At 72.6% G+C, this 19,682-nt stretch carries 18 protein-coding genes, 1 tRNA gene and 1 riboswitch; of the genes, 8 read left to right on the top strand and 11 right to left on the bottom strand.

The genetic code is table 11. From position 1 onward, the window contains the following. Positions 1-55: 55 nt before the first annotated feature. Positions 56-1,453, bottom strand: coding sequence for a uracil-xanthine permease family protein (locus tag IXW69_RS09905; protein ID WP_194786180.1), 1,398 nt, complete (start codon positions 1,451-1,453; stop codon positions 56-58). A 170-nt stretch (positions 1,454-1,623) separates the two neighbouring features. On the opposite strand from IXW69_RS09905, the gene IXW69_RS09900 reads away from it, so the two are divergent. The 3 genes from IXW69_RS09900 (at position 1,624) to IXW69_RS09890 (ending at position 3,665) form a co-directional block, all read left to right on the top strand. Then, positions 1,624-1,962, top strand: a complete 339-nt coding sequence (locus IXW69_RS09900) for a DUF4190 domain-containing protein (RefSeq protein ID WP_194786179.1) — start codon at positions 1,624-1,626, stop codon at positions 1,960-1,962. Positions 1,963-2,083: 121 nt separating this feature from the next. Then, positions 2,084-2,821, top strand: coding sequence for a glutamine amidotransferase-related protein (locus tag IXW69_RS09895; protein ID WP_194786178.1), 738 nt, complete (start codon positions 2,084-2,086; stop codon positions 2,819-2,821). 52 nt (positions 2,822-2,873) lie between these two features. Then, on the top strand, positions 2,874-3,665 hold the full coding sequence (locus IXW69_RS09890) for a Sir2 family NAD-dependent protein deacetylase (protein ID WP_194786196.1): 792 nt from the start codon (positions 2,874-2,876) through the stop codon (positions 3,663-3,665). A gap of 21 nt (positions 3,666-3,686) precedes the next feature. Here the strand turns inward: IXW69_RS09890 and IXW69_RS09885 are convergent, their stop codons facing one another. The 5 genes from IXW69_RS09885 to IXW69_RS09865 all read right to left on the bottom strand — a co-directional run bounded on the left by IXW69_RS09885 (position 3,687) and on the right by IXW69_RS09865 (position 6,369). Then, entirely contained in the window at positions 3,687-4,370 is a 684-nt protein-coding gene (locus IXW69_RS09885; protein ID WP_194786177.1) for an NAD(P)H-binding protein, read from the bottom strand. 245 nt (positions 4,371-4,615) lie between these two features. Next, complete coding sequence (locus IXW69_RS09880) at positions 4,616-5,350, bottom strand: glutamine amidotransferase (protein ID WP_194786176.1); 735 nt, start codon at positions 5,348-5,350, stop codon at positions 4,616-4,618. A 107-nt stretch (positions 5,351-5,457) separates the two neighbouring features. Beyond that, positions 5,458-5,943: a hypothetical protein gene (locus IXW69_RS09875; protein ID WP_194786175.1), complete on the bottom strand. Its 486-nt coding sequence runs from the start codon at positions 5,941-5,943 to the stop codon at positions 5,458-5,460. After that, positions 5,936-6,124, bottom strand: coding sequence for a helix-turn-helix transcriptional regulator (locus tag IXW69_RS09870; protein WP_194786174.1), 189 nt, complete (start codon positions 6,122-6,124; stop codon positions 5,936-5,938). Before IXW69_RS09870 ends, IXW69_RS09875 begins: the two co-directional genes overlap by 8 nt. Continuing rightward, the gene (locus tag IXW69_RS09865) at positions 6,124-6,369 is read right to left on the bottom strand and encodes a hypothetical protein (protein ID WP_194786173.1); all 246 of its coding nucleotides are present in this window, start codon (positions 6,367-6,369) and stop codon (positions 6,124-6,126) included. The genes IXW69_RS09870 and IXW69_RS09865 overlap by 1 nt, the downstream gene beginning before the upstream one ends. A gap of 360 nt (positions 6,370-6,729) precedes the next feature. Between IXW69_RS09865 and IXW69_RS09860 the strand changes: the two genes are divergently transcribed. The 3 genes from IXW69_RS09860 (at position 6,730) to IXW69_RS09850 (ending at position 12,719) form a co-directional block, all read left to right on the top strand. Beyond that, positions 6,730-9,648: an ATP-dependent RNA helicase gene (locus tag IXW69_RS09860; RefSeq protein ID WP_194786172.1), complete on the top strand. Its 2,919-nt coding sequence runs from the start codon at positions 6,730-6,732 to the stop codon at positions 9,646-9,648. Between the two features lie 160 nt (positions 9,649-9,808). Further along, a complete protein-coding gene (locus IXW69_RS09855; protein ID WP_194786171.1) occupies positions 9,809-11,422 on the top strand; it encodes an amidohydrolase in 1,614 nt (537 codons plus the stop codon). Between the two features lie 154 nt (positions 11,423-11,576). After that, on the top strand, positions 11,577-12,719 hold the full coding sequence (locus IXW69_RS09850) for an LppP/LprE family lipoprotein (protein WP_194786170.1): 1,143 nt from the start codon (positions 11,577-11,579) through the stop codon (positions 12,717-12,719). A gap of 56 nt (positions 12,720-12,775) precedes the next feature. On the opposite strand, the gene IXW69_RS09845 is transcribed toward IXW69_RS09850, so the two are convergent. Further along, positions 12,776-12,864, bottom strand: a tRNA-Ser gene (locus IXW69_RS09845). A gap of 106 nt (positions 12,865-12,970) precedes the next feature. Beyond that, positions 12,971-13,402 carry a nucleoside deaminase gene (locus IXW69_RS09840; RefSeq protein WP_194786195.1) on the bottom strand — a complete coding sequence of 144 codons (432 nt, stop codon included), beginning with the start codon at positions 13,400-13,402 and terminating at the stop codon, positions 12,971-12,973. A 249-nt stretch (positions 13,403-13,651) separates the two neighbouring features. Here IXW69_RS09840 and betT point away from each other — a divergent pair, with 249 nt between their 5' ends. Both betT and upp read left to right on the top strand, forming a co-directional pair. Continuing rightward, positions 13,652-15,850 carry a choline BCCT transporter BetT gene (gene betT / locus IXW69_RS09835; protein ID WP_194786169.1) on the top strand — a complete coding sequence of 733 codons (2,199 nt, stop codon included), beginning with the start codon at positions 13,652-13,654 and terminating at the stop codon, positions 15,848-15,850. Positions 15,851-15,926: 76 nt separating this feature from the next. Continuing rightward, complete coding sequence (gene upp / locus IXW69_RS09830; RefSeq protein WP_194786168.1) at positions 15,927-16,565, top strand: uracil phosphoribosyltransferase; 639 nt, start codon at positions 15,927-15,929, stop codon at positions 16,563-16,565. A 132-nt stretch (positions 16,566-16,697) separates the two neighbouring features. Here the strand turns inward: upp and IXW69_RS09825 are convergent, their stop codons facing one another. The 3 genes from IXW69_RS09825 to IXW69_RS09815 form a co-directional block, all read right to left on the bottom strand. Then, positions 16,698-17,666: a MetQ/NlpA family ABC transporter substrate-binding protein gene (locus tag IXW69_RS09825; RefSeq protein WP_194786167.1), complete on the bottom strand. Its 969-nt coding sequence runs from the start codon at positions 17,664-17,666 to the stop codon at positions 16,698-16,700. 50 nt (positions 17,667-17,716) lie between these two features. Next, positions 17,717-18,469 carry a methionine ABC transporter permease gene (locus IXW69_RS09820; RefSeq protein WP_194786166.1) on the bottom strand — a complete coding sequence of 251 codons (753 nt, stop codon included), beginning with the start codon at positions 18,467-18,469 and terminating at the stop codon, positions 17,717-17,719. Continuing rightward, complete coding sequence (locus tag IXW69_RS09815; RefSeq protein ID WP_194786165.1) at positions 18,466-19,518, bottom strand: methionine ABC transporter ATP-binding protein; 1,053 nt, start codon at positions 19,516-19,518, stop codon at positions 18,466-18,468. The genes IXW69_RS09820 and IXW69_RS09815 overlap by 4 nt, the downstream gene beginning before the upstream one ends. Then, a riboswitch (SAM riboswitch) is annotated at positions 19,512-19,602 on the bottom strand. It overlaps the preceding gene by 7 nt. Between the last annotated feature and the right edge of the window lie 80 nt (positions 19,603-19,682).

Below are 19,682 nucleotides of genomic sequence, written 5' to 3'. Positions count from 1 at the left end.
ATCAAGCGGGCGACCACTGCGTTGACGGTCGAGCAGCGTTGAGAGGGGCTGCTGCTCAGCCCTCCTCGGAGCGGCGGGCGCGGCGGGAGTACGCCGGGCCCTCCAGCTCGGTGCCCGCGGGCGCCGACGCCGGTGACGCCTCCTCGAGGTTCGTTCCGCGCAGCCGCGAGACCCACCGCATCGCGTGGTAGATGACGATCGCGGCGACGGAGCCGAGCGCGATGCCGGTGAAGGTCATCTGGCCCCAGTGCCACGTGTAGTCGGCGATGGCGACGACCATGGCGACGGCCGCCGTGTTGAGGTTGACCGGGTCGGAGAAGTCGACGCGGTTCTGGACCCAGATGCGCACACCGAGCATGCCGATCATGCCGTAGAGGATCGTGGCCGCGCCGCCGAGGACGCCCGCGGGGATCGTCGCGATGACCTCGCCGAACTTCGGCAGCATGGACAGGACGAGCGCGGTGATGGCGGCGACGACGTAGGCGGCCGTTGAGTAGACGCGGGTGGCCGCCATGACGCCGATGTTCTCCGCGTACGTCGTCGTTCCCGAGCCGCCGCCCGCGCCGGCGAGCATCGTGGACAGGCCGTCGGAGATAAGGGCCCGGCCGGTGACGTCGTCGAGGTTCTCGCCCGTCATGGCGGAGACGGACTTGACGTGCCCGATGTTCTCCGCGACGAGCACGAGGACCACCGGGACGAAGAGGCCCAGGAGGCTCAGGTCGAAGGCCGGGGCGCGGAATACGGGGGCGCCCACCCAGGCCGCGTGGCTGATCGCGGAGAAGTCGACCTCGTCGCGCACGCAGGCGGTGGCGTAGCCGATGAGGACGCCGATGAGGATCGCGAGGCGCCCGATGATCCCCTTGAACAGGACCGTGATGAGCAGGATCGAGATGATCGTGACGAGCGCGGTCACCGGGGCGGACTTGACGTTGTTCCAGGCCGACGGCGCCAGGTTGAAGCCGATGAGCGAGACGATCGCGCCGGTGACGATCGGCGGCATGAGGCGGTCGATCCAGCCCGCGCCGGCGAAGTGGACGATGACGCCGACGACGAGCAGCGAGCCGCCCGCGAAGATGACACCGCCCTGCGCCAGGGACGCCAGGTGCGGGTCGATGGCCGCGCCGCCGCCCGCGACGTAGCCCGTGACCGCGCCGATGGGGGCGATGAGGGCGAAGGAGCTGCCGAGGTAGGAGGGCAGGCGGCCGGCGGTGACGCCGATGAAGATGAGCGTTCCCAGACCGGTGAAGAAGAGGGTCGTGGAGGGCTCGAAGCCGGTGAGCAGCGGGACGAGAAAGGTCGCGCCGAACATGGCGACGACGTGCTGCACGCCGATGCCGATGGTGCGGGGCCAGGTGAGCCGCTCACCGGGGGTGACGACCTCACCGGGGGCGATCGACTTCCCGTCGCCGTGAAGGCGCCAGCCGCGGACGCGTGCGGGGGAGGTGAAGGGCACGGGTGCTCCTGTCGGGGAGAGGGAGCGCCGACGGCGTCGACGACGGAGCACCGGCGCCGTAGCGCGGCAGGACCCGGCGGCCCTGCCGGGATCCCAGTCTAAGGCGGGCGTGTCTCGATCATCCGCCGGGACGATGCGGCACGGGCCACTCCCGGGCAGGATCGGGCAGCATGAGCCCCATGACGACGAGCCGACCGCGCCCCGGCGCCCAGGAGCCCTTCCCAGGCACCGAGGGGCTCGACCCCTCGCTCGTCTTCGGACGCCCGGGCTACAACGCGCCGGTGCCGCGCACGGACCCCGTCGCCGTCGCCGCCCTCGTGACGGCCCTCCTCTCCGTCATCCCGGGCCTCGGGCTCATCGCGGCGAGCACCGGAGCCTGGGCGCTGCGACGGCTGCGCCGCTCGTGGGACACCGGGCTGACGCTCGCGTGGACCGGCATCGTCGTCGGCAGCGCCACCACCGTCGCCTGGTTGTGGATCTGGTGGCTCGTCAGCTACGCGACCCGGTGAGACCGTCAACGACGGCGCTGGGGCGCGGGCGACCGAGGCGGGATCGGCGTCGGGCGGGGTGCCAGGGCCGTCCTCCGGTCGATGACGACCGTGCGACGCGCCCGCGCCGTAGGGTGACGCTGTGAAGCCCTTCATCATGGTGTCGACCCGGCCCGAGATCGAGGCCGCGGAGAACGAGTACGAGTCCTTCCGCGTCCACGGCGGGCTGGAGCCCGAGCAGCTCACCCACGTCATGCTCGAGGAGGACGACCTCACGAGCGCCGTCGACCCGGGGGCCGTCTCCGGCGTCATCATCGGCGGCAGCCCCTACGACGCCTCCACGCCCTTCGACGCCAAGACCCGCACGCAGGTCAGGGTCGAGGAGGAGGTCGGCGAGCTGCTCGCCACCGCCCTCAAGGACGGTGTCCCCGTCCTCGCCACCGGATTCGGGCTCGAGGTCCTCGCCGGGTACCTCGGCACGGCGACCTCCACGGGCTTCGGCGAGGAGCTCGGCGCGGCCGACCTCTTCCTCACCGAGGAAGGGCGCAAGGACCCGGTGCTCGCGGGCCTGCCCGAGACCTTCCGCGTCTTCGTCGGGCACCACGAGGGCGCCGTCGAGGTCCCCGCGCACTCCGTGCTCCTCGCGAGCTCCCCGGACTGCCCCGTGCAGATGATCCGGGTCGGCGAGCGCCTCTACGGCACCCAGTTCAACCCCGAGCTCGACGCCGACCACGTCACCCAGCGGATCTCCGCCTACCTCGACGCCGGCTACGGCGACCCCGGCCAGCTCGAGGTCGTCCTGAGCGAGGCGCGCCTGAGCGACGGGAACGTCGCCGGGAGGATCGTGCGCAACTTCGTCGAGCACTTCGCCCAGGACTGAGGGACGCGCGGTGGCTGAGGTCGACGACGCCGTCCGTGCCGTCCAGGACGTCATGGCCGGGAGGCGGACCCTCGCCGTCACCGGCGCCGGCATCTCCACGGACTCCGGCATCCCCGACTACCGCGGCACCGGCTCGACGCCGACGGAGCCCGTCGACCTCGACCGCTTCGTCTCCGACCCCGTCTGGTACCGCTGGGTGTGGGCGCGCAACCACGCCACCTGGCGGCTCCTCGACGGCCTGGAGCCCACCCCCGGCCACCGGGCGCTCGCCCGTCTGGAGACGGCCGGGCTCGTCACCGGCGTCGCCACGCAGAACGTGGACCGGCTCCACAGCCTCGCCGGGCAGCGGACCGTGTGGGAGCTGCACGGCGCCTACGACCGCGTCGTCTGCCTCGAGTGCGGGCGCCTCGTGCCGCGCGCGGAGGTGGACGAGCGTCTGCGCGCCACCAACCCGGACTACCCCATCGAGACGGACCCGCAGAAGGTGGCGATCACCCCGGAGGCGGACCGTGTCGCCGCCGAGGCCTGCGTCTTCGAGCCGCCCGTGTGCGAGTCCTGCGGCGGGATGCTCAAGCCGGACATCGTGTTCTTCGGGGAGTCCCTGCCGCCCGCGATGGACGGCGCCATGGAGGCCGCGAAGGAATGCGACGTGGTCCTCGTCGCGGGGACGAGCCTCGCGGTGCTGACCGGCCTGTGGGTGGTGCGCCAGGCGATGGCGCGCGGCGCGGAGCTCGTCGTCGTCAACCGTGGGCGCACGGCCGTCGATGAGATCGCGGGCCTGCGGATCGAGGGCGGCACGAGCAAGGTGCTCGGCGCCGTCGCGGACGCGCTGCTCGCGGGCTGAGGCCGACCGCCTCCCGGCCTCTCAGTCGAGGTCCGCGTACTCCTCGGGGACGTCGTGGACGGCGGCGGCGATCGGCGTCGATCCGTCCCTGAAGGGGATGACGCGGTGGATCGTCGCGTCGTCGGCGAGGACGGCCGCGATCACCTGGGCGACGTTGGCGCGGGAGGTGGGGGCGCCGGCGGTGCCGACCTCGCGCGTCACGTCGATCTCGCCGGAGGGCTCGTCGAGGGTGAGGGTGCCCGGGCCGACTATGGTCCAGTCCAGGTCGGTGGAGACGAGGTGCTTGTCGGCGTCGAGCTTCGCCATCGCGTAGTTGTAGAGGCCATTGTCCTCCGGGACGGGCTTGTCGCCGTGCGAGCCGGCCCAGGACACCATGACGTAGCGCTTGACGTCGGCGTCGGCGGCTGCGGCCATGGAGCGGATCGCGGCCTGGCGGTCGACGGCGTCGGTGCGCTCCGTGCCGCCCTTGCCGCCGGCGCCGGCGGCCCAGACGACGGCGTCGGCGCCGCTCAGGGCCGCCGTGACGTCCTGCTGGGTGGCGTCCTCGACGGAGACGACGAGGGGCTCAGCGCCGGCGGCCGCGACGTCGGGGGCCTGGTCGGCGTCGCGGATGAGGGAGACGACCGTGTGGCCGGCGTCGCGGAGGATCGGGGCGAGCAGGAGCGCGACCTTGCCGTGGCCGCCGATGATGACGATGCGGGACATGAGGGACCCTTCTGGTTGCGAGTGCGTCCGTCAGGGCAACGGGCGGACGCGGCCGGGCATTCCCGGTCGAAGGGGATCGGTGGGGGGCGTCGGGGCCGGGACAACCTGACGCCGCCAGCACGGGCCCCCGAGATCGAAGGGTCCGGCGCGAGTTCGCCGGTCAAGGGCGCGATCTCGAGCGCCACCCTTCGATCTCGGGGTCGCTCCGGAGCGCTGGAACCACCTGGGCGCACCCGGCTGAGCTCTCAGTCGCGCGCGTAGATGCCGGCGAAGTTGCGCAGCACCGCCCAGGACTGGGAGACGTCCTGCGCGCGCGTCCACGCCTGCACCTGCGGCAGCTCCTCGGGCGAGAAGTAGCCGTGGTCCGCGTAGAAGGCCTGGCGGTGCGCGAAGGCCTCCCCGTCGAGCTCGGGGTGGAACTGGGTCGCGTAGAGGTTGTACTTGATGCGCAGCATCTGGACCGGGCAGTCCTTCGAGGAGGCCAGGATGATGGCGTGCGGCGGGGCGACGCTCACAGCGTCGTTGTGCGCGACGAAGGCGCGGAAGGGCGAGGCCATGCCCTCGCACAGCGGGTCCTTGAGGCCCTCCGGCGTCAGCGTGATCTCGGGAGCGTCGACCTCCTCGGCATAGAGGTCGTCGATCTGGGCACCTTGGTGCCGAGCGAGGGTCCCGATGCCGTAGCAGGCGCCGAGGAAGGGGAAGTCCTCGGCGACGACACGGTCGAGGAGCGCGTTGAACTCGGCCTCGACGCGCAGCTGGACGTCCGACTTCTCATGCTGCGGGGTGGTCGTGTTGAAGGGGGAGCCGCCCACCATGATCCCGGACCAGTCGGCGAGGTCGATCTCCGGCATGGGCTCGGCCTCGAGGCGGTGGCGAACGAGGTCGCGCTCGTCCAGGCCGGTGCGTAGGAGGAAGGCCTCGTACTCGGCGTCGGCGGGGCCGTCGTCGTCGCGCGTGGCCAGGAGGAGGAAGGGCTTCATGACGGGGAGCCTATCCGCGTGGGCGCCCACGGTGCGCCCGGTCCGGTGGGCGGGCGGGGGCAGCCCGGACGTCCGACGGAGTGATCCCCGCAGGAGCCACGAGCGCCCTACATCCGGCGGTCGAGGACGGCGTGCGAGCCGTAGAGGACGACGACAAGAGCGAAGGACAGGATCGCGAGCGGAGCCTGCGGGGGCGCCCCGAAGACGATCACGATCTCGCTCAGGAGCACTCCGGCGAAGGCGGCCATGCCCGTGGCCTGCCAGGCCCGCAGCCACACGGCCTCGTCTCGCTCGTCGACCTCGCCCGTCAGCATCCGTGGGAGCGCGCCGCCATGCCCACGTCGTCCGAGCAGGAGGAGGAGGCCGAAGACGAGGATCATGCCCGCGAGGCCTGCGGCGACACCCGAGAGGAAGTCGTGCTGATCCGAGGTCATCGGGAGGATGAGCGCCGCCGCCCAGGCCGCGAGCGCGAAGACGACGCAACAGCCCAGTGCGCGCACCTGCCCACGACGCTTGCGGGAGCGACTGGCCTCGAGCTGGGTGGGGCGGGCGACGCCGGGCGCTGCGGCGGAGGCGTTCGGGTTCTCAGGCATGGAAGATCTCCTCGACGGTGGAGCCGAAGTAGCGGGCGATGGCGATGGCGAGGGGGAGGGAGGGGTCGTACTTCCCCTTCTCGATGGAGTTGACGCTCTGGCGCGAGACGCCGAGCGCCTCGCCGAGCTGGGCCTGGGTGAGGCCCTTGGCCTCCCGCAGGGCGCGCACGTCGTTGTCCATCAGCGGCGCTCGGGGGCGTGGTCGGCACGCTGGCGGGCTGGAGCAGCGGCGCGGCAGCGCTCGAAGGTCGCGATGAGGACGAGAGCGACGGCCGGGACGAGGAGGACCGCCGCCACGAGGGTGTGGGCGTGGCCGACCGTGGCGGTGAGCGGACCGTTGGCGATGAGGATGACGAGCAGGCACAGCGCGAGCCCGATGGAGCGTAGCCCGGCGGTGCGGGTGGGGGTGCGGCGCGAGGAGCACATGGGAGACCTCGGTTCCTGAGGTGGGGCTGAATGCCAGGCTCACTTGACATGTCCAGTGTGCTTGACAGGGAGTGCCGCGTCAAGCCTTCTTGTCACGGCGCCCTGAGGCGTGGTCACTTCTCGTGACTTCTGGGCTGACCTGCTCTCAGCCGCGCCGTGAACCCGCAGAACTCCGGGATCGCGGTACCGAGCCCCCACCAGAAAGCACGAGAACTGACCAGGTACGGCCGGGCACACTACATCCCCACGCCTCCGCACACGCCCCGAGCCGACCTCGACGCGGAGATCGACCGACCTCGGCGGTGATAGCGACCGACCTCGGCGCGGGAGCGAGTGCACGGGCCGGGGCACAATGCCGCCATGCGCCCCGAGCAGCCCACCGGCACCGACCCGATCGCCACGCTGCTCGCAACCCCGCCGGACCTCCCCGTGGTCTCGGGCCTCGCCGAGCTGCGTGAGCTGCTCACGGGGCCCACCCCCAACCCCACCGGCGCTGAGCCCATCCCCTCCGGCGCGAGCGCGGCCCCGAGCGCCTGGCCCGCCCCGAGCCTCCGCTCACGCTCCGGCTCCGCCGTCGTCACCGCTCCGCCCGGCACCGGCAAGACGACCCTCGTCCCACCGCTCGTCGCGGACGCGGTCTCGCCAGGCGGCAGCGCCGGCCGCGTCATCGTGACGCAGCCGCGCCGTGTCGCGGCTCGCGCCGCCGCCCGCCGGCTGGCTGACCTCATGGGCGAGCCGGTCGGCCGGGCCGTCGGCTACGCGGTGCGCGGCGACCGCAGGGTCTCCGACGACACGCGCATCGAGGTCGTCACCGCTGGCCTCCTCCTGCGCCGTCTCCAGCGCGACCCGGACCTGCCGGGCGTCGCAGCCGTCGTCCTCGACGAGGTCCACGAGCGCTCCCTGGACTCCGACCTCCTCCTCGCCCTCCTCATCGACGCCCGGGCGCTGCGCGAGGACCTCACCCTCGTCGCCATGTCCGCGACCCTCGACCTCGACCGCCTCCCCGCCATGCTGGGGGCCACCGACGGCGAGCCCGCACCCGTCCTCGACGTCCCCTCGCCGCTGCACCCCGTCGAGGAGCTCTGGGCCGAGCCCCCGTCGAGCGCCCCGCGCCTGGGACCTCGCGGCGTCCCACGGGAGTTCCTCGCACACGTCGCGGCCACCACGCAGCGGGCGCTGGCCGAGCACCCCGGGGACGCCCTCGTCTTCCTCCCCGGCGCCCGCGAGGTCGACGACGTCGTCGCGCGCCTCCGCTCGGCGCTGCCCGCCTCCGGGGCGGCGGCCGTCGACGTCCTCCCGCTGCACGGGCGCCTGCCCGCGAGCGCGCAGGACGCGGCGCTGCAGCCGAGCACCCCAGGCGGGCGGCGCGTCGTCGTCTCGACCAACGTCGCGGAGTCGTCGCTCACCGTGCCGGGCGTGCGGATCGTCGTCGACGGCACGCTGGCACGGGAGCCGCGCCTCGACGTCGCCCGCGGGATCTCAGGGCTGGTCACGGTCGGCGAGTCCCGGTCCGCCGGGATCCAGCGGGCCGGGCGCGCGGGGCGCGAGGGGCCGGGCGTCGTCGTGCGCTGCTGCTCGCCGGTCGACTGGGCGCGCGCGCCGCAGGCGCCGACACCGGAGATCCTCTCCGCCGACCTCACCCGGACCGCCCTCGAGCTCGCCGTGTGGGGCGCCCCCGACGGCGCGGGGCTGGCCTGGATCGACGAGCCACCCGCCCCGGCCATGGCGGTCGCCCGGGACACGCTCCGCGGCCTGGGTCTGCTCGACGACGCCGGCCTGACCCCGCTCGGCCGGGCCGTAGCGGCGGTGCCGGCCGAGGTGCGGGAAGCGCGGGCGCTGCTCGCGGCCGCTGAGTCGCTCGGGGCGCGGCGGGCCGCGGAGGCGACGGCGCTGCTCACGGCGGACCTGCACGCGCCGGGCTCGGACCTCACGGCGCTCGTGCGCCAGGTGTGCGACGGCGGCGCGGCGGCCGGAGCCTGGCGGTCCGAGGCGAAGCGGCTCGAGCGGGCCCTCGGGGACGCTGCGCCCAGCGGGCTGGGCCCGGACGGCGGAAGCACGGGGCTGCCGTCGCGCGCCTTGGCATCGAACGCTCCGGCTCGTACCGAGCGCCCGTCCTCGCACCGGCCCGACGGCGAGCACAGGGTGCGAAGCAGCGCGGGGGGTGCGAACGCGAGCGGCGGCCGGGGAGCCGGGGGCTCGCACGGCACCCCCGGCCTCGCCACCACCCCTTTCCTGGCCGAGGCGGTCGGGCTCATCGCGGCGCTCGCGCACCCGGAGTGGATCGCCCGCCGTCGCGGCCCCGCCCCGGCCCCCGGCGAGGAGGCGACCTACGCGACCGTCGGCGGTACCGGCTTGCGCCTTCCCCGCGGCACAGCGCTCGCCGCCGCCGAGTGGCTCGCCGTCGCCGACGTCGACCGCGCCCCGGGCCGCTCCGACGCGCTCGTGCGCACCGCCGCTCCGGTCGACGAGGAGCTCGCGCTCGCCGTCGGCGCCCCGTGGCTCGTCGAGGAGGAGCGCACGCGCTGGGAGGGTGACCGCGTCCGGGCTGAGCGGGTGCGGGCTCTCGGCGCGATCACGCTCACCGCCACCCCGGTCGGCGCCCCATCCCCCGCAGCGATCGCCACCGCCGTCGTTGACGCGTGCCGGAAGCAGGGGCTCGACCTCCTGCCGTGGGACGGCGGCGACCACCGCGCGCCCGGTGAGCTGCGAGCCCGCCTCGCGCTCCTCCACGGTTCGCTGGGGGAGCCGTGGCCGGCGATGGACGACGACGCGCTCCTCACCCGCGCCGAGGAGTGGCTCGTCCCGGCCGTCGAGTCGGCGGCCCGTCGTTCCAAGCGCTTCGACCTGGCCCGGCTCGACCTGCTCAGCGCCCTGCGCGCGCTGCTGCCCTGGCCGGAGGCGGCGCGCCTGGACGAGCTGGCTCCAGAGCGGATCGAGGTACCGTCTGGCTCGCACGTCCGCGTCGAGTACCTCGACGAGACCGGCGAGGGCTGGCGGCCGCTGGACCGGCCGGTGCTCGCCGTGCGCGTCCAGGAGTGCTTCGGGTGGGCGGACACGCCGCGTCTCGCGGACGGACGCGTGCCCGTGCTCATCCACCTGCTGTCCCCGGCGCGGCGACCGGTCGCCGTGACGGATGACCTGCGCTCCTTCTGGGCGGGGCCGTACCAGGACGTCCGCAAGGAGCTGCGGGGGCGGTACCCGAAGCACGCCTGGCCCGAGGACCCGTGGACAGCGCCGGCGATCCGTGGGACCAAGAAGCGGGCGCAGGGGCGCGGCTGAGGCCGTTCCTGTCCGCCAGGGCACTTCAGGGACGGCGGTCAGCGCCGAGGCCCCACGTCCCACGTCTCTGGCCTGCACTGATGCTGAGCACTCGCACGCCCCCCTGCTCTGACGCGCCCTCGTGGACAGCGCCGCGCCGCGGAGGGCCGAGAATGCCGCCATGAGCCTGCTCATCCGCCACGCCCGCCCGGTCCCCTTCCGCTCCCAGGCCGAGCTGAGTCGAGTGCGAGCGTCGGGCGGCACCGCACCGGCTCCGGCTGTGGGCGAGCCCGTCGACCTGGTCATGGCCGACGGCGTCGTGCGCGAGGTCGGTGCGGACCTGACCGGCCGGCCGACTGCCGCGGGCGCGGAGCTCCTCGACGTCGAGGGGTCCTTCGTCATCCCGGGCCTGTGGGACGGGCACGCCCACCTCGACCAGGAGGCCGCCCAGCGCTTCCGCATCGACACCACCGCGACGCGCTCCGCGGAGGAGGCGCTGGCGCTCGTCGCCACCGCGCTCCGCGACGCCGAGGCCGCCGGCAGCCGCCCGCTCACGATCCAGGCCTGCGGGCACCGCCTGTCGAACTGGCCGCGCATCCCCACGGTGGCCGAGCTCGACGCCGTCACCGGGGACGTCCCCACCGTGCTGGCCTCCGGCGACTTCCACTCCGGGTGGCTCAACTCCGCGGCGCTGCGGATCCTCGGCCTGCCGGGCGCGACCGAGGCCGATCCCGGTGAGCCGGTCCGGGAGGACGTCTGGTTCGACGTCGTCAACCGCCTCGACGAGATCCCCGGCAATCGCGAGGGCCGCGAGTCCGGCTACGGCGCTCTCTTCGCGGACGCCCTGTCCCGCGGCGTCACCGGCGTCGTCGACATGGCCTGGACGGCGCCGTCGTCGTGGGGCGAGCTCCTGGGCCGCCTCACCGCGCAGGCGGACCACGCCGTCACGGTCCCGCGGATCCGCTCGGCCGTGTACCGGGACCGGCTCGAGGAGTCCATCGCGGCGGGCCTGCGCACCGGTGACCCCATGCCGGGCACGCCGCTCGCCGGCGACGGCTCGCCGCTCATCACGCGCGGCCCGCTCAAGATCATCGCCGACGGGTCGCTCGGGACCGCGAGCGCGCACCTCGCCGAGCCCTATCCGCCGGAGGTCGGCGGCGAGCACCCTCACGGCATCGCGAACGTCGGGCCGGAGGAGCTGACGGCGCTCATGACGCGGGCGCGCGAGGCGGGTTACGAGGTGGCGATCCACTCGATCGGCGACGCCGCCATCACCGACACCGCCACGGCCTTCCAGACCTCCGGGGCGCGGGGTCGGATCGAGCACGCGCAGCTCCTGCCGGTAGACGGCGGGGCGGACGGGGCGCTCGCGCCCCTCGTGGCCTGCGGGGCGCACTTCTCGGTGCAGCCAGCGCACCTCGTCGACGACTGGGCGATGGTGGACCGGATCTGGCCGGGGCGGAAGGACCGCACCTACGCCTTCGCGGACATGGTCGCGGCCGGTGGGGCGCTGGAGCTGGGATCGGACGCGCCCGTGGCGCCGCTGGACCCGTGGCTGGCGATGGCCGCCGCCGTCGGGCGGGTGACGCCGACGGGCGAGGTGTGGTCGCCGGAGCAGCGGCTCACCCAGGAGGAGGCGCTGGCGTCCTCCGTGGACGGGGCCGGCCCGGTGGGCGTCGGCACGGCGGACCTGGTGGTGCTGACTGAGAACCCGATGAGCCTGGACGCCGAGGGGCTGGCCTCGGTCCGGCCGCTGGCGACGGTGCTCGGCGGGGAGCTCGTGTTCCGCCGCTGAGGGCGGGATGCGCCAAGGCCGTCGAAACCCCGCGGTCTCAGGCCTATCGCGGTTGCCTCCCGGATCGGTCTCGGTGGTGCCGGAGCCGCTCCACGCGCACAGGGACTGCCTAGGGTCACGCCTGACATCACTCTTGCGTGAAAGGACGTGTCCCGTGACCCCCTCGGCTCGTTCCCGTTCCCTGGCGACCCTCGCCCTCGCCGCCGCCCTGACCCTCGCCGGCTGCGGCGGCACCGGCTCAAGCTCCGGGTCCGACGCCACGCAGGCCTCCGCGAGCGCTTCCACCACCGCCTCCGCCTCGGCGTCCGCGACCGCCCAGGCGAGCGACGAACCACTGGCGAAGAGCTCGGCCGACGCCACGCAGGCCTCCGACACGAGCTGCAAGAACCTCACCGAGGACCAGGCGATCGCGGAGGCCAAGCCGCACCTGAAGAGCTACGGCACCGACTCGTGGGCGCCGCTGTCCGACGACGCCGCCTTCGACCCCTGCGCCGACCTCTCGGCGATCCGTCTGTACCAAACCGACGGCAGCACCGACTCCGCGCAGTTCGTCCTCCTCTTCCACAAGGGCAGCTTCTACAGCACCGCGCGCACGGAGCCGGTGGGCGTCATCATGAACACGGTCCGGCAGGTCGACGCGAAGACGATCGAGTTCGACCTCATCAAGGAGGACACCGAGGAAGACCTCATGAAGACCACGCCTGACGCGACCCTGCGTTACACGTGGAACGAGGGCTCCAAGAAGGTCGTCCAGTCCGGCGACCTCCCCTACCCCGAGGACGCCCTGCCGTCCCCGGTCGACACCTTCTCCGCCTCCGGAGCCACCGCGAGCAGCTCGGCCGCGGTCTCGTCGGGCTCCGCCCCCGTGGCGGGCGCCTACGCAGGTGCCGGCGGCGCGCGCCCGTCCCAGGCGACCGAGGCGACCGGGATCTACCACAGCCCGTACGGGGGCGACGACCTCGCCCTCATCCTCAGCCCGAGCGGCAACATCGAGTGCGACATCTCCTCGAGCGACATCGGCTGCGGCGCCAAGGAGAGCGACTGGCGCGTGGTGCCCGACGAGGGGCCGGCGATCTGGGCGTACGGGCTCGGCGAGACGGGTGAGCCCACGACGATCGCGAAGGGCGACGACTTCATGGCGGGCTACGAGCCGGGCTCGGCCCAGACCGTCCGGTACGGCCAGGTCGTCTATTACGGCAACTTCGTCGTCGCCTCGGCGGAGAACGGCATCACGGTGTGGAGCACGAAGTCCGGCCACGGCTTCCTCATGAACAAGCAGGAGGTGCTCACGTTCTGACGCGCCCCGTCGAGAACGACGAAGCCCCCGAACCTCATGGCTCGGGGGCTTCCCCTTGGCGGTAGCGCTGGGATTCGAACCCAGGGTGGCTATGAACCACACAGACTTTCGAGATCTGCACCTTCGGCCGCTCGGACACGCTACCTCGGAGGTCGAGGCTACACGGCAGTCCGCCTCAGACCCAATCCGACGGCGCTGCGAGGTCGCTCACGGTGAACCGCGTCGCGTGGGCCGACGCCACTGCCGCCGTGTCACCGCCGTCGAGCGAAGAACTCCTCGAGCAGCCCGGTGGCCGCCTGCGCCCGGACGCCCGAGACCACCTCGACGCGGTGGTTGGCGCGCGGGTCGCGCAGGACGTCGCGGAGCGATCCGCACGCGCCGGTCCTCGGCTCCCACGCGCCGATGACAACCCTCTCGACGCGCGCGAGCTGGATGGCGCCCGCGCACATGGTGCACGGCTCGAGGGTGACGACGAGCGTGCAGCCGTCCAGGTGCGAGCCACCGAGCGCGGCGCCGGCCGCGCGCAGGGCGCGGACCTCGGCGTGCGCCGTCGGGTCGTGCTCGGCCTCGCGGGCGTTCGCGGTCTCGGCGAGGACCTCGCCATCGGGTCCGAGGACGACGGCACCCACGGGCACCTCACCGCGGCCCGCGGCCTCTTGGGCGAGGTCGAGGGCTCGGTCCATGGCAGCGCCGTAGCGCTCCTCGGTCAGGTTCACCGCTCCAGCCTCGCACGGTCCCCCTGCCTCATCCGACGAGTGAGCTCACCTCGCCCGGCACGACTGTGCCAGACCGCACACCGACCAGCGGACAAGCCACGGCTCCCAACGGGCACGCATGTCACGTCTTCGGCGTGATCCCAGGCATCTGTTTGCCAGGACCCCGCGACGCTGCAAGGCTGAAGGTGATCCACGGAACTGAGATGGAGTGATCCGGTGACCCAGTACCCCGCCCAACGCGCCGCGGCCGACCCCACGGCACGGACGTCCGCCCCGACCACCACCGCGCCTGAGCCCTCGCCCGGAGCCACCGTCTCGCGGGCCCCCGAGGAGAAGCTCAACGGCCAGCCGATCAACTGGGGCGTCTTCATCGCCTCCGCCATCATCATCGCCGGCGTCGCCCTGGCAGCCTTCCTCGACCCGACCGCCGTCCAGGCCGCCTTCGACGCCTCCGTCGCCTGGGCCGGCAAGTGGTTCGGGTCCTTCTACATCCTGCTGCTCACGGCTGCCCTCGTGTTCGTCGTCCTGCTCGCGGTCACCCGCTACGGACGCGTCAAGCTGGGGCCCGACAACTCCACGCCGGACTACTCGACCTTCTCCTGGGCGGCGATGCTCTTCGCCGCCGGCATCGGCACCGGCATCATGTTCTTCGCCATCGCCGAGCCGGTCGCCCAGTACATGAACCCGCCCACCGGCGACGGGCAGACCGTCGAGGCCGCCCGCAACGCCGTCGTCCTCACGATGTTCCACTACGGGATCTCCGGCTGGGGCGTCTACGCGATCATGGGCATGGCGATGGCCTACTTCGCCTACCGCCGTCGTGACGCCCTCGCGGTGCGCTCCACGCTGCGGCCCGTCCTCGGCGACCGCGTCGACGGCTGGATCGGCGACGTCGTCGACGTCGCCGCGCTCGTCGGCGGGGTCTTCGGCATCGCTTCCTCCCTCGGAGTCGGCGTCGTCCAGCTCAACGTCGCCCTCGACATCCTCTTCGGCGTGCCGCAGGGCACCGCCGCGCAGGTCGGCCTCATCGCGCTGAGCGTCGTCATGGCGACCATCTCCGCCACCTCCGGCGTCGACAAGGGCGTGCGCATCCTGTCGAACCTCAACGTCCTGCTCGCCATCTTCCTGGCCCTGTGGGTGCTCGTCACCGGCAACACGGCCTTCCTCATCGACTCCCTCATCGGGTCCGTCGGCGACTTCGTCACGCAGTTCCCGCACCTGACGATGGAGACCTACGCCTACGACCGCCCCGAGCAGTGGCTCAACTCCTGGACCCTGTTCTTCTGGGCCTGGTGGATCACGTGGGGCGCCTTCGTCGGCATGTTCCTGGCCCGCATCTCCCGCGGCCGCACCATCCGCCAGTTCGTCACCGGCGCCCTCATCCTCCCCTTCACCTACGTCGTCATGTGGGTCTCGATCTTCGGCAACAACGCCATCGACCTCATCCGCTCGGGCGGCCAGTCCTTCGCGGAGACCACCCTGAAGACGCCCGAGCAGGGCCTCTACCTCATGCTCGGCGCCCTGCCCGGCTCGACGATCCTCATCGCGCTCTCGCTCTTCGTCGGCATCCTGTTCTACGTGACCTCCGCCGACTCCGGCGCCCTGGTCATGTCGAACCTGTCGAGCCGGATCAAGGGCGAGCGCGAGGACGCCGCCCCGTGGCTGCGCATCTTCTGGGCGACCCTCACCGGCGTCCTCACCATCGCGATGCTGCTGGCCGGAGGCATCAACATCCTCCAGCAGGCGACGCTCGTCATGGCGCTCCCCTTCAGCTTCATCATCGTGCTCATCGGCTACTGCCTCTTCAAGGCCCTGCGCGCTGAGATGAGCTGGGACCTCGCACGCTCGCAGGCGCTGCGCAACCGCCAGCTCGGCTTCACCGGGACGGCCGCGGGACTGCGCCGCGTCTCGTGGCGCGACCGCCTCTCCCACACCTTCGACTCCGTCAGCCTCACCCAGGCTCAGCGCGCCCTCGACAACCGCATCGTCCCGGCCCTCGAGGCCGTCGCCGCGGAGCTCGAGAAGGAGCAGCTCGACGCGGAGGTCTACGTCGAGGGCGAGGAGGCCGCCGACCCCGACGACACCCGCACCTTCCACGCCCGCGCGACGCTCCTCGTCACGGACCCGAACAACGAGGCCCGCGACGGCGAGATCGAGACCGACGCCGTCGAGCGCTCCCAGGGCCACCGCGCCTTCCGCTACGTGGTGCGCATGGTGGAGACGCCCGCGCCCCAGTACGGCGGCGGCCTCAAGGAGGCCGACGACACGACGATCCGCCTCGAGGTGCGCCCGCGCGGCGGCGGCGTCGGCTACGACGTCATGGACTGGTCCGCGGACCAGGTCGCCCACGACGTCCTCGACCACTACGAGCGCTGGATCGAGTACCTCGGTACGAGCGAGTCGCTGAGCGTCTGACGCCGTCCACGCCCCCGCGCGAGGCGGGCGCGCTCCGGGAGCCCGGAGCTCGCCCGCCTCGCCGTAGGCTGGTCCCATGCGCCTCCACGTTGCCGACCACCCGCTCATCGACCACAAGCTCTCCGTGCTCCGCGACGAGACGACCCCGTCCGCCGTCTTCCGCCAGCTCGTCGACGAGCTCGTCACCCTCCTGGCCTACGAGGCCACGCGCGACGTGCGCACCGAGGAGGTCGAGATCACGACCCCGATCACGACCACGACCGCCCGTAGCCTGGCCGAGCCGCGCCCCATCGTCGTCCCGATCCTCCGCGCCGGCCTGGGCATGCTGGAGGGCATGACGCGTCTGCTCCCGACGGCGGAGGTCGGCTTCCTCGGCATGCGCCGCGATGACGACACCCTCGAGATCGAGACCTACGCGAACCGCCTCCCCGACGACCTCTCAGGACGCCAGGTCTTCGTCATCGACCCGATGCTCGCCACGGGCCACACCCTCGTCGCCGCCATCAACTACCTGCTCGAGCGCGGCGCAAGCGACGTCACCGCCATCTGCCTCATCGCCGCCCCGGAGGGCCTCCAGGCGCTCGAGGAGGCGGTCGGCGACCGCGCCAACGTCACCGTCGTGACCGCCGCGCAGGACGACCACCTCAACGAGCACTCCTACATCGTCCCGGGTCTCGGCGACGCAGGCGACCGCCTCTACGGCATCGTCGACTGACCGCGCCCACGAACGACGACGTCGCCCTCTGCGTCCGGCCGGACGCAGAGGGCGACGTCGTCTCGCGGGACTCCCGCTCCGCTGGATGTCCCGATCCCGAGGTCAGGATGTCCCGATCTCGGCGAGGAGGGGTCAGAAGGCCGCGATGACGGACTCGTCGGTCCACTTCTCCGTGATGAACTTCTTGAGCTCGTCGGAGTTGAGCAGGGCGGCGAGCTTGGCGAGGGCCGCGTTGTCCTTGTCCGCGGTGCGCACGACGAGCTCGTTGGCGTAGGGCGAGTCCTCACCGGGCTCGAGGACGAGGGCGTCGTCCTTCGGGGACAGGCCGGCCTCGAGGGCGTAGTTGCCGTTGATGCAGGCGGCGTCGGCGTCGGCCATGGAGCGGGCCACCTGGGCGCCGTCGACCGTCTTGAACTTGAGGTTCTTCGAGTTCTCGGTGATGTCGACGTCAGTGGGCAGCGCGACGCTCGGGTCGACCTTGATGAGGCCGGCGGTCTCGAGGAGGCGGTAGCCGCGGGCGGTGTTGGCCGGGTCGTTGTTGAGGATGATCGTGCCGCCGTCGGGGATGTCCTTGACCGACTTCACGGTGGACGAGTACAGGCCCATGGGCTCGATGTGCACCTTGGCGATGCCGGTGAAGTCGTAGCCCTTGTCGTCGATCTGCTGCTGCAGGAAGTTCGGGGTCTGGTAGTAGTTCGCGGCGAGGGACCCGTCGTTCAGCGAGGAGTTCGGCGTCTGGTAGTCGTTGATGGAGACGATGTCGAGCGAGATGCCGGTGCCCTTGGTGAGGTTGTCCTGGACCCACTGGAGGATCGTCACGTGCGGCTCCGGGGAGGCGCCGATCTTGATGGTGGCGGTGTCGCCGGAGACGGTGATGCCCTTGGTCTCGACGCCGGAGACGTCGACGGCGCCGGTCGGGGCGGCCGTGGCGGCGGCGTAGAAGGGGGCCTCGGAGGCGACGGCGGTCGCGTTGGACGCGGCGGAGGCGGTCGAGTCGGCCGAGGAGGAGCCGGACTTGCCGCCGCAGGCGGCGAGGGTGAGCGCGACGGCGGAGGCGAGGCCACCGGCCAGGGCGGAGCGGCGGGTGATGGTGAGCGACATGTGAGTGCCTTTCGGGGTGGGTGTGGGGTGGAGCTCGGGTCCCCGCGGCGTCAGCGGTGGTCGACGATCCGGGCGAGGAGGTCGCCGACGACCTGGATGACCGCGACGACGAGGACGATGGTGATGACGGTGATGACCATGACGTCGGTCTGGTAGCCGTTGTAGCCGTACTGGATGGCGAGGTCTCCCAGGCCGCCGCCGCCGACGGCGCCCGCCATGGCGGAGTAGCCGAGCAGCGTGATGATCGTGACGGTGGCCGACTGGATGAGCGTCGGCAGGGCCTCGCGCACGAGGACCCCCCAGGTGATCTGGCTGCCGGAGGCACCCATCATGAGGGCCGCCTCGACCTTGCCGTGGTCGACGTCGTTGATGGCGGTCTCCACCAGGCGCGCGTAGAAGGGGATGGCCCCGATGGTGAGCGGGACGCAGGCGGCCTGCCAGCCGAGCGAGGTCCCGGCGATGAGCCGCGTGAGCGGCACGATCGCGACCATGAGGATGATGAAGGGCATCGAGCGGCCGATGTTGACGACCTGCGAGAGGACCTCGTAGACGGCCCGGTTACGGTGCTGGCCACGCTTGCCGGTGGTGACGAGGGCGAGCCCGAGGAGCAGGCCGAGCACGACGGTGAGGATCCCGGAGACCAGCGTCATCTCGATGGTCTCCCACGTGGCCTGGCCGAGCTTGCGCTGGATGACCGGGTTGTTGAGCCACGTGCGGCCGTCCTCGCTGGACGCGGACAGGATGGTGGCGAGCCCCGGCGCCTTGACGGCGAGGGCGGCGGACAGGGCGGTCAGGGTGCTCATCGGCGGACCTCCGCGTGGACTCCGGCGGCGGTGAGGGCGTCCACGAGGGCGTCCCGGCGCTCGGCGGGGATGGTGAGGGCGAGCCGGCCGACCTGGGCGGTGCCGAGGGTCTCGAAGACGCCGGCGGCGACGTCGGCGCCCTGCTGGGCGACGAGTCCGAGGATCTGGGAGGCGGCCGGCTGGCCGGGGTGGGCGACGAGCGCGACGTCGACGACGGCGTCGCCGGCGCTCACGGCCCCCTCGGGGAGGGACGGCGGCGGAACGAGCTCGCGGGACAGGCGCGAGGTGACGTCGCCGACGACGTCCTCGATGGGGCCGGACTCGACGATGCGGCCGGCCTCGAGCAGGGAGACGGAGTCGCAGATGGAGCGGACGACGCTCATCTCGTGGGTGATGATGACGACGGTGACGCCGAGGCGGTCGCGCACGTCGCGGATGAGCTCGAGGATCGAACGGGTCGTCTCCGGGTCGAGGGCGCTCGTGGGCTCGTCGCACAGGAGCACGGCGGGCTGGTCCGCGAGCGCGCGGGCGATGCCGACGCGCTGCTTCTGGCCGCCGGAGAGCTGCGAGGGGTAGGAGCTGCCGCGGTCGGCGAGGCCGACGAGCTCGAGCATCCGCTCGACGGTCTCGCGCCGCTCACCGGCCTTCACGCCAGCCATGGCGAGCGGGTAGGCGATGTTCTGCGCGGTGGTGCGCTGGTCGAGCAGGTTGGCGTGCTGGAAGACCATGCCGATGCTGCGTCGGGCGTCGCGCAGGTCGCGCGAGGACAGGGAGGCCATGTCCTTGCCGGCGACGCTCACGGTCCCGGAGGTGACGGGCTCGAGGCTGGTGAGGCAGCGCACGAGGGTCGACTTGCCGGCGCCGGAGGTGCCGACGATGCCGTGGACGGAGCCGGCAGGCACCTCGAGGCTGAGGCCGTCGAGGGCGCGGACCTCGCTACCGTCGCGCAGGCGGTAGACCTTGTGGACGTCACGCAGGGAGATCATGGGGCCGTCGCCCGCGTTCGTGGCGGGGGCAGTGGTGGCGGTAGGGCTCACGCATTCCTCCATCGGTCCTGGCGGAAGCACCCTCACCGCGAGCGGGGGTTGCTGCAACGTCGACGAGCCAGGTCTCTCGGTTGCTCTGGATGGGTTCAAGGCAGGACGCTAGGCGACGCGGCTCACAGGGGGCAAGCCCTACGCGGTCGTGGGGACGAAAGTCACGCGGGCTGCTC

The sequence above is a fragment of the Actinomyces haliotis genome, assembly GCF_015355765.1.
Classification (GTDB): Bacteria; Actinomycetota; Actinomycetes; order Actinomycetales; family Actinomycetaceae; genus Actinomyces; species Actinomyces haliotis.
The sequence above is the reverse complement of the archived record's forward strand: the minus strand, read 5'-3'. Positions and strand labels throughout refer to the sequence as shown.

Bases quoted from the DNA above. Each gene is read 5' to 3' on its own strand.
- IXW69_RS09880 (WP_194786176.1), bottom strand. From the start codon at position 5,350: ATGAAGCCCTTCCTCCTCCTGGCCACGCGCGACGACGACGGCCCCGCC.
- IXW69_RS09860 (WP_194786172.1), top strand. From the start codon at position 6,730: ATGCGCCCCGAGCAGCCCACCGGCACCGACCCGATCGCCACGCTGCTC.
- upp (WP_194786168.1), top strand. From the start codon at position 15,927: ATGCGCCTCCACGTTGCCGACCACCCGCTCATCGACCACAAGCTCTCC.
- IXW69_RS09865 (WP_194786173.1), bottom strand. From the start codon at position 6,369: ATGTGCTCCTCGCGCCGCACCCCCACCCGCACCGCCGGGCTACGCTCC.
- IXW69_RS09900 (WP_194786179.1), top strand. From the start codon at position 1,624: ATGAGCCCCATGACGACGAGCCGACCGCGCCCCGGCGCCCAGGAGCCC.
- IXW69_RS09820 (WP_194786166.1), bottom strand. From the start codon at position 18,469: ATGAGCACCCTGACCGCCCTGTCCGCCGCCCTCGCCGTCAAGGCGCCG.
- IXW69_RS09815 (WP_194786165.1), bottom strand. From the start codon at position 19,518: ATGGAGGAATGCGTGAGCCCTACCGCCACCACTGCCCCCGCCACGAAC.
- IXW69_RS09890 (WP_194786196.1), top strand. From the start codon at position 2,874: ATGGCCGGGAGGCGGACCCTCGCCGTCACCGGCGCCGGCATCTCCACG.
- IXW69_RS09885 (WP_194786177.1), bottom strand. From the start codon at position 4,370: ATGTCCCGCATCGTCATCATCGGCGGCCACGGCAAGGTCGCGCTCCTG.
- IXW69_RS09855 (WP_194786171.1), top strand. From the start codon at position 9,809: ATGAGCCTGCTCATCCGCCACGCCCGCCCGGTCCCCTTCCGCTCCCAG.
- IXW69_RS09875 (WP_194786175.1), bottom strand. From the start codon at position 5,943: ATGCCTGAGAACCCGAACGCCTCCGCCGCAGCGCCCGGCGTCGCCCGC.
- IXW69_RS09870 (WP_194786174.1), bottom strand. From the start codon at position 6,124: ATGGACAACGACGTGCGCGCCCTGCGGGAGGCCAAGGGCCTCACCCAG.
- IXW69_RS09825 (WP_194786167.1), bottom strand. From the start codon at position 17,666: ATGTCGCTCACCATCACCCGCCGCTCCGCCCTGGCCGGTGGCCTCGCC.
- IXW69_RS09840 (WP_194786195.1), bottom strand. From the start codon at position 13,402: ATGGACCGAGCCCTCGACCTCGCCCAAGAGGCCGCGGGCCGCGGTGAG.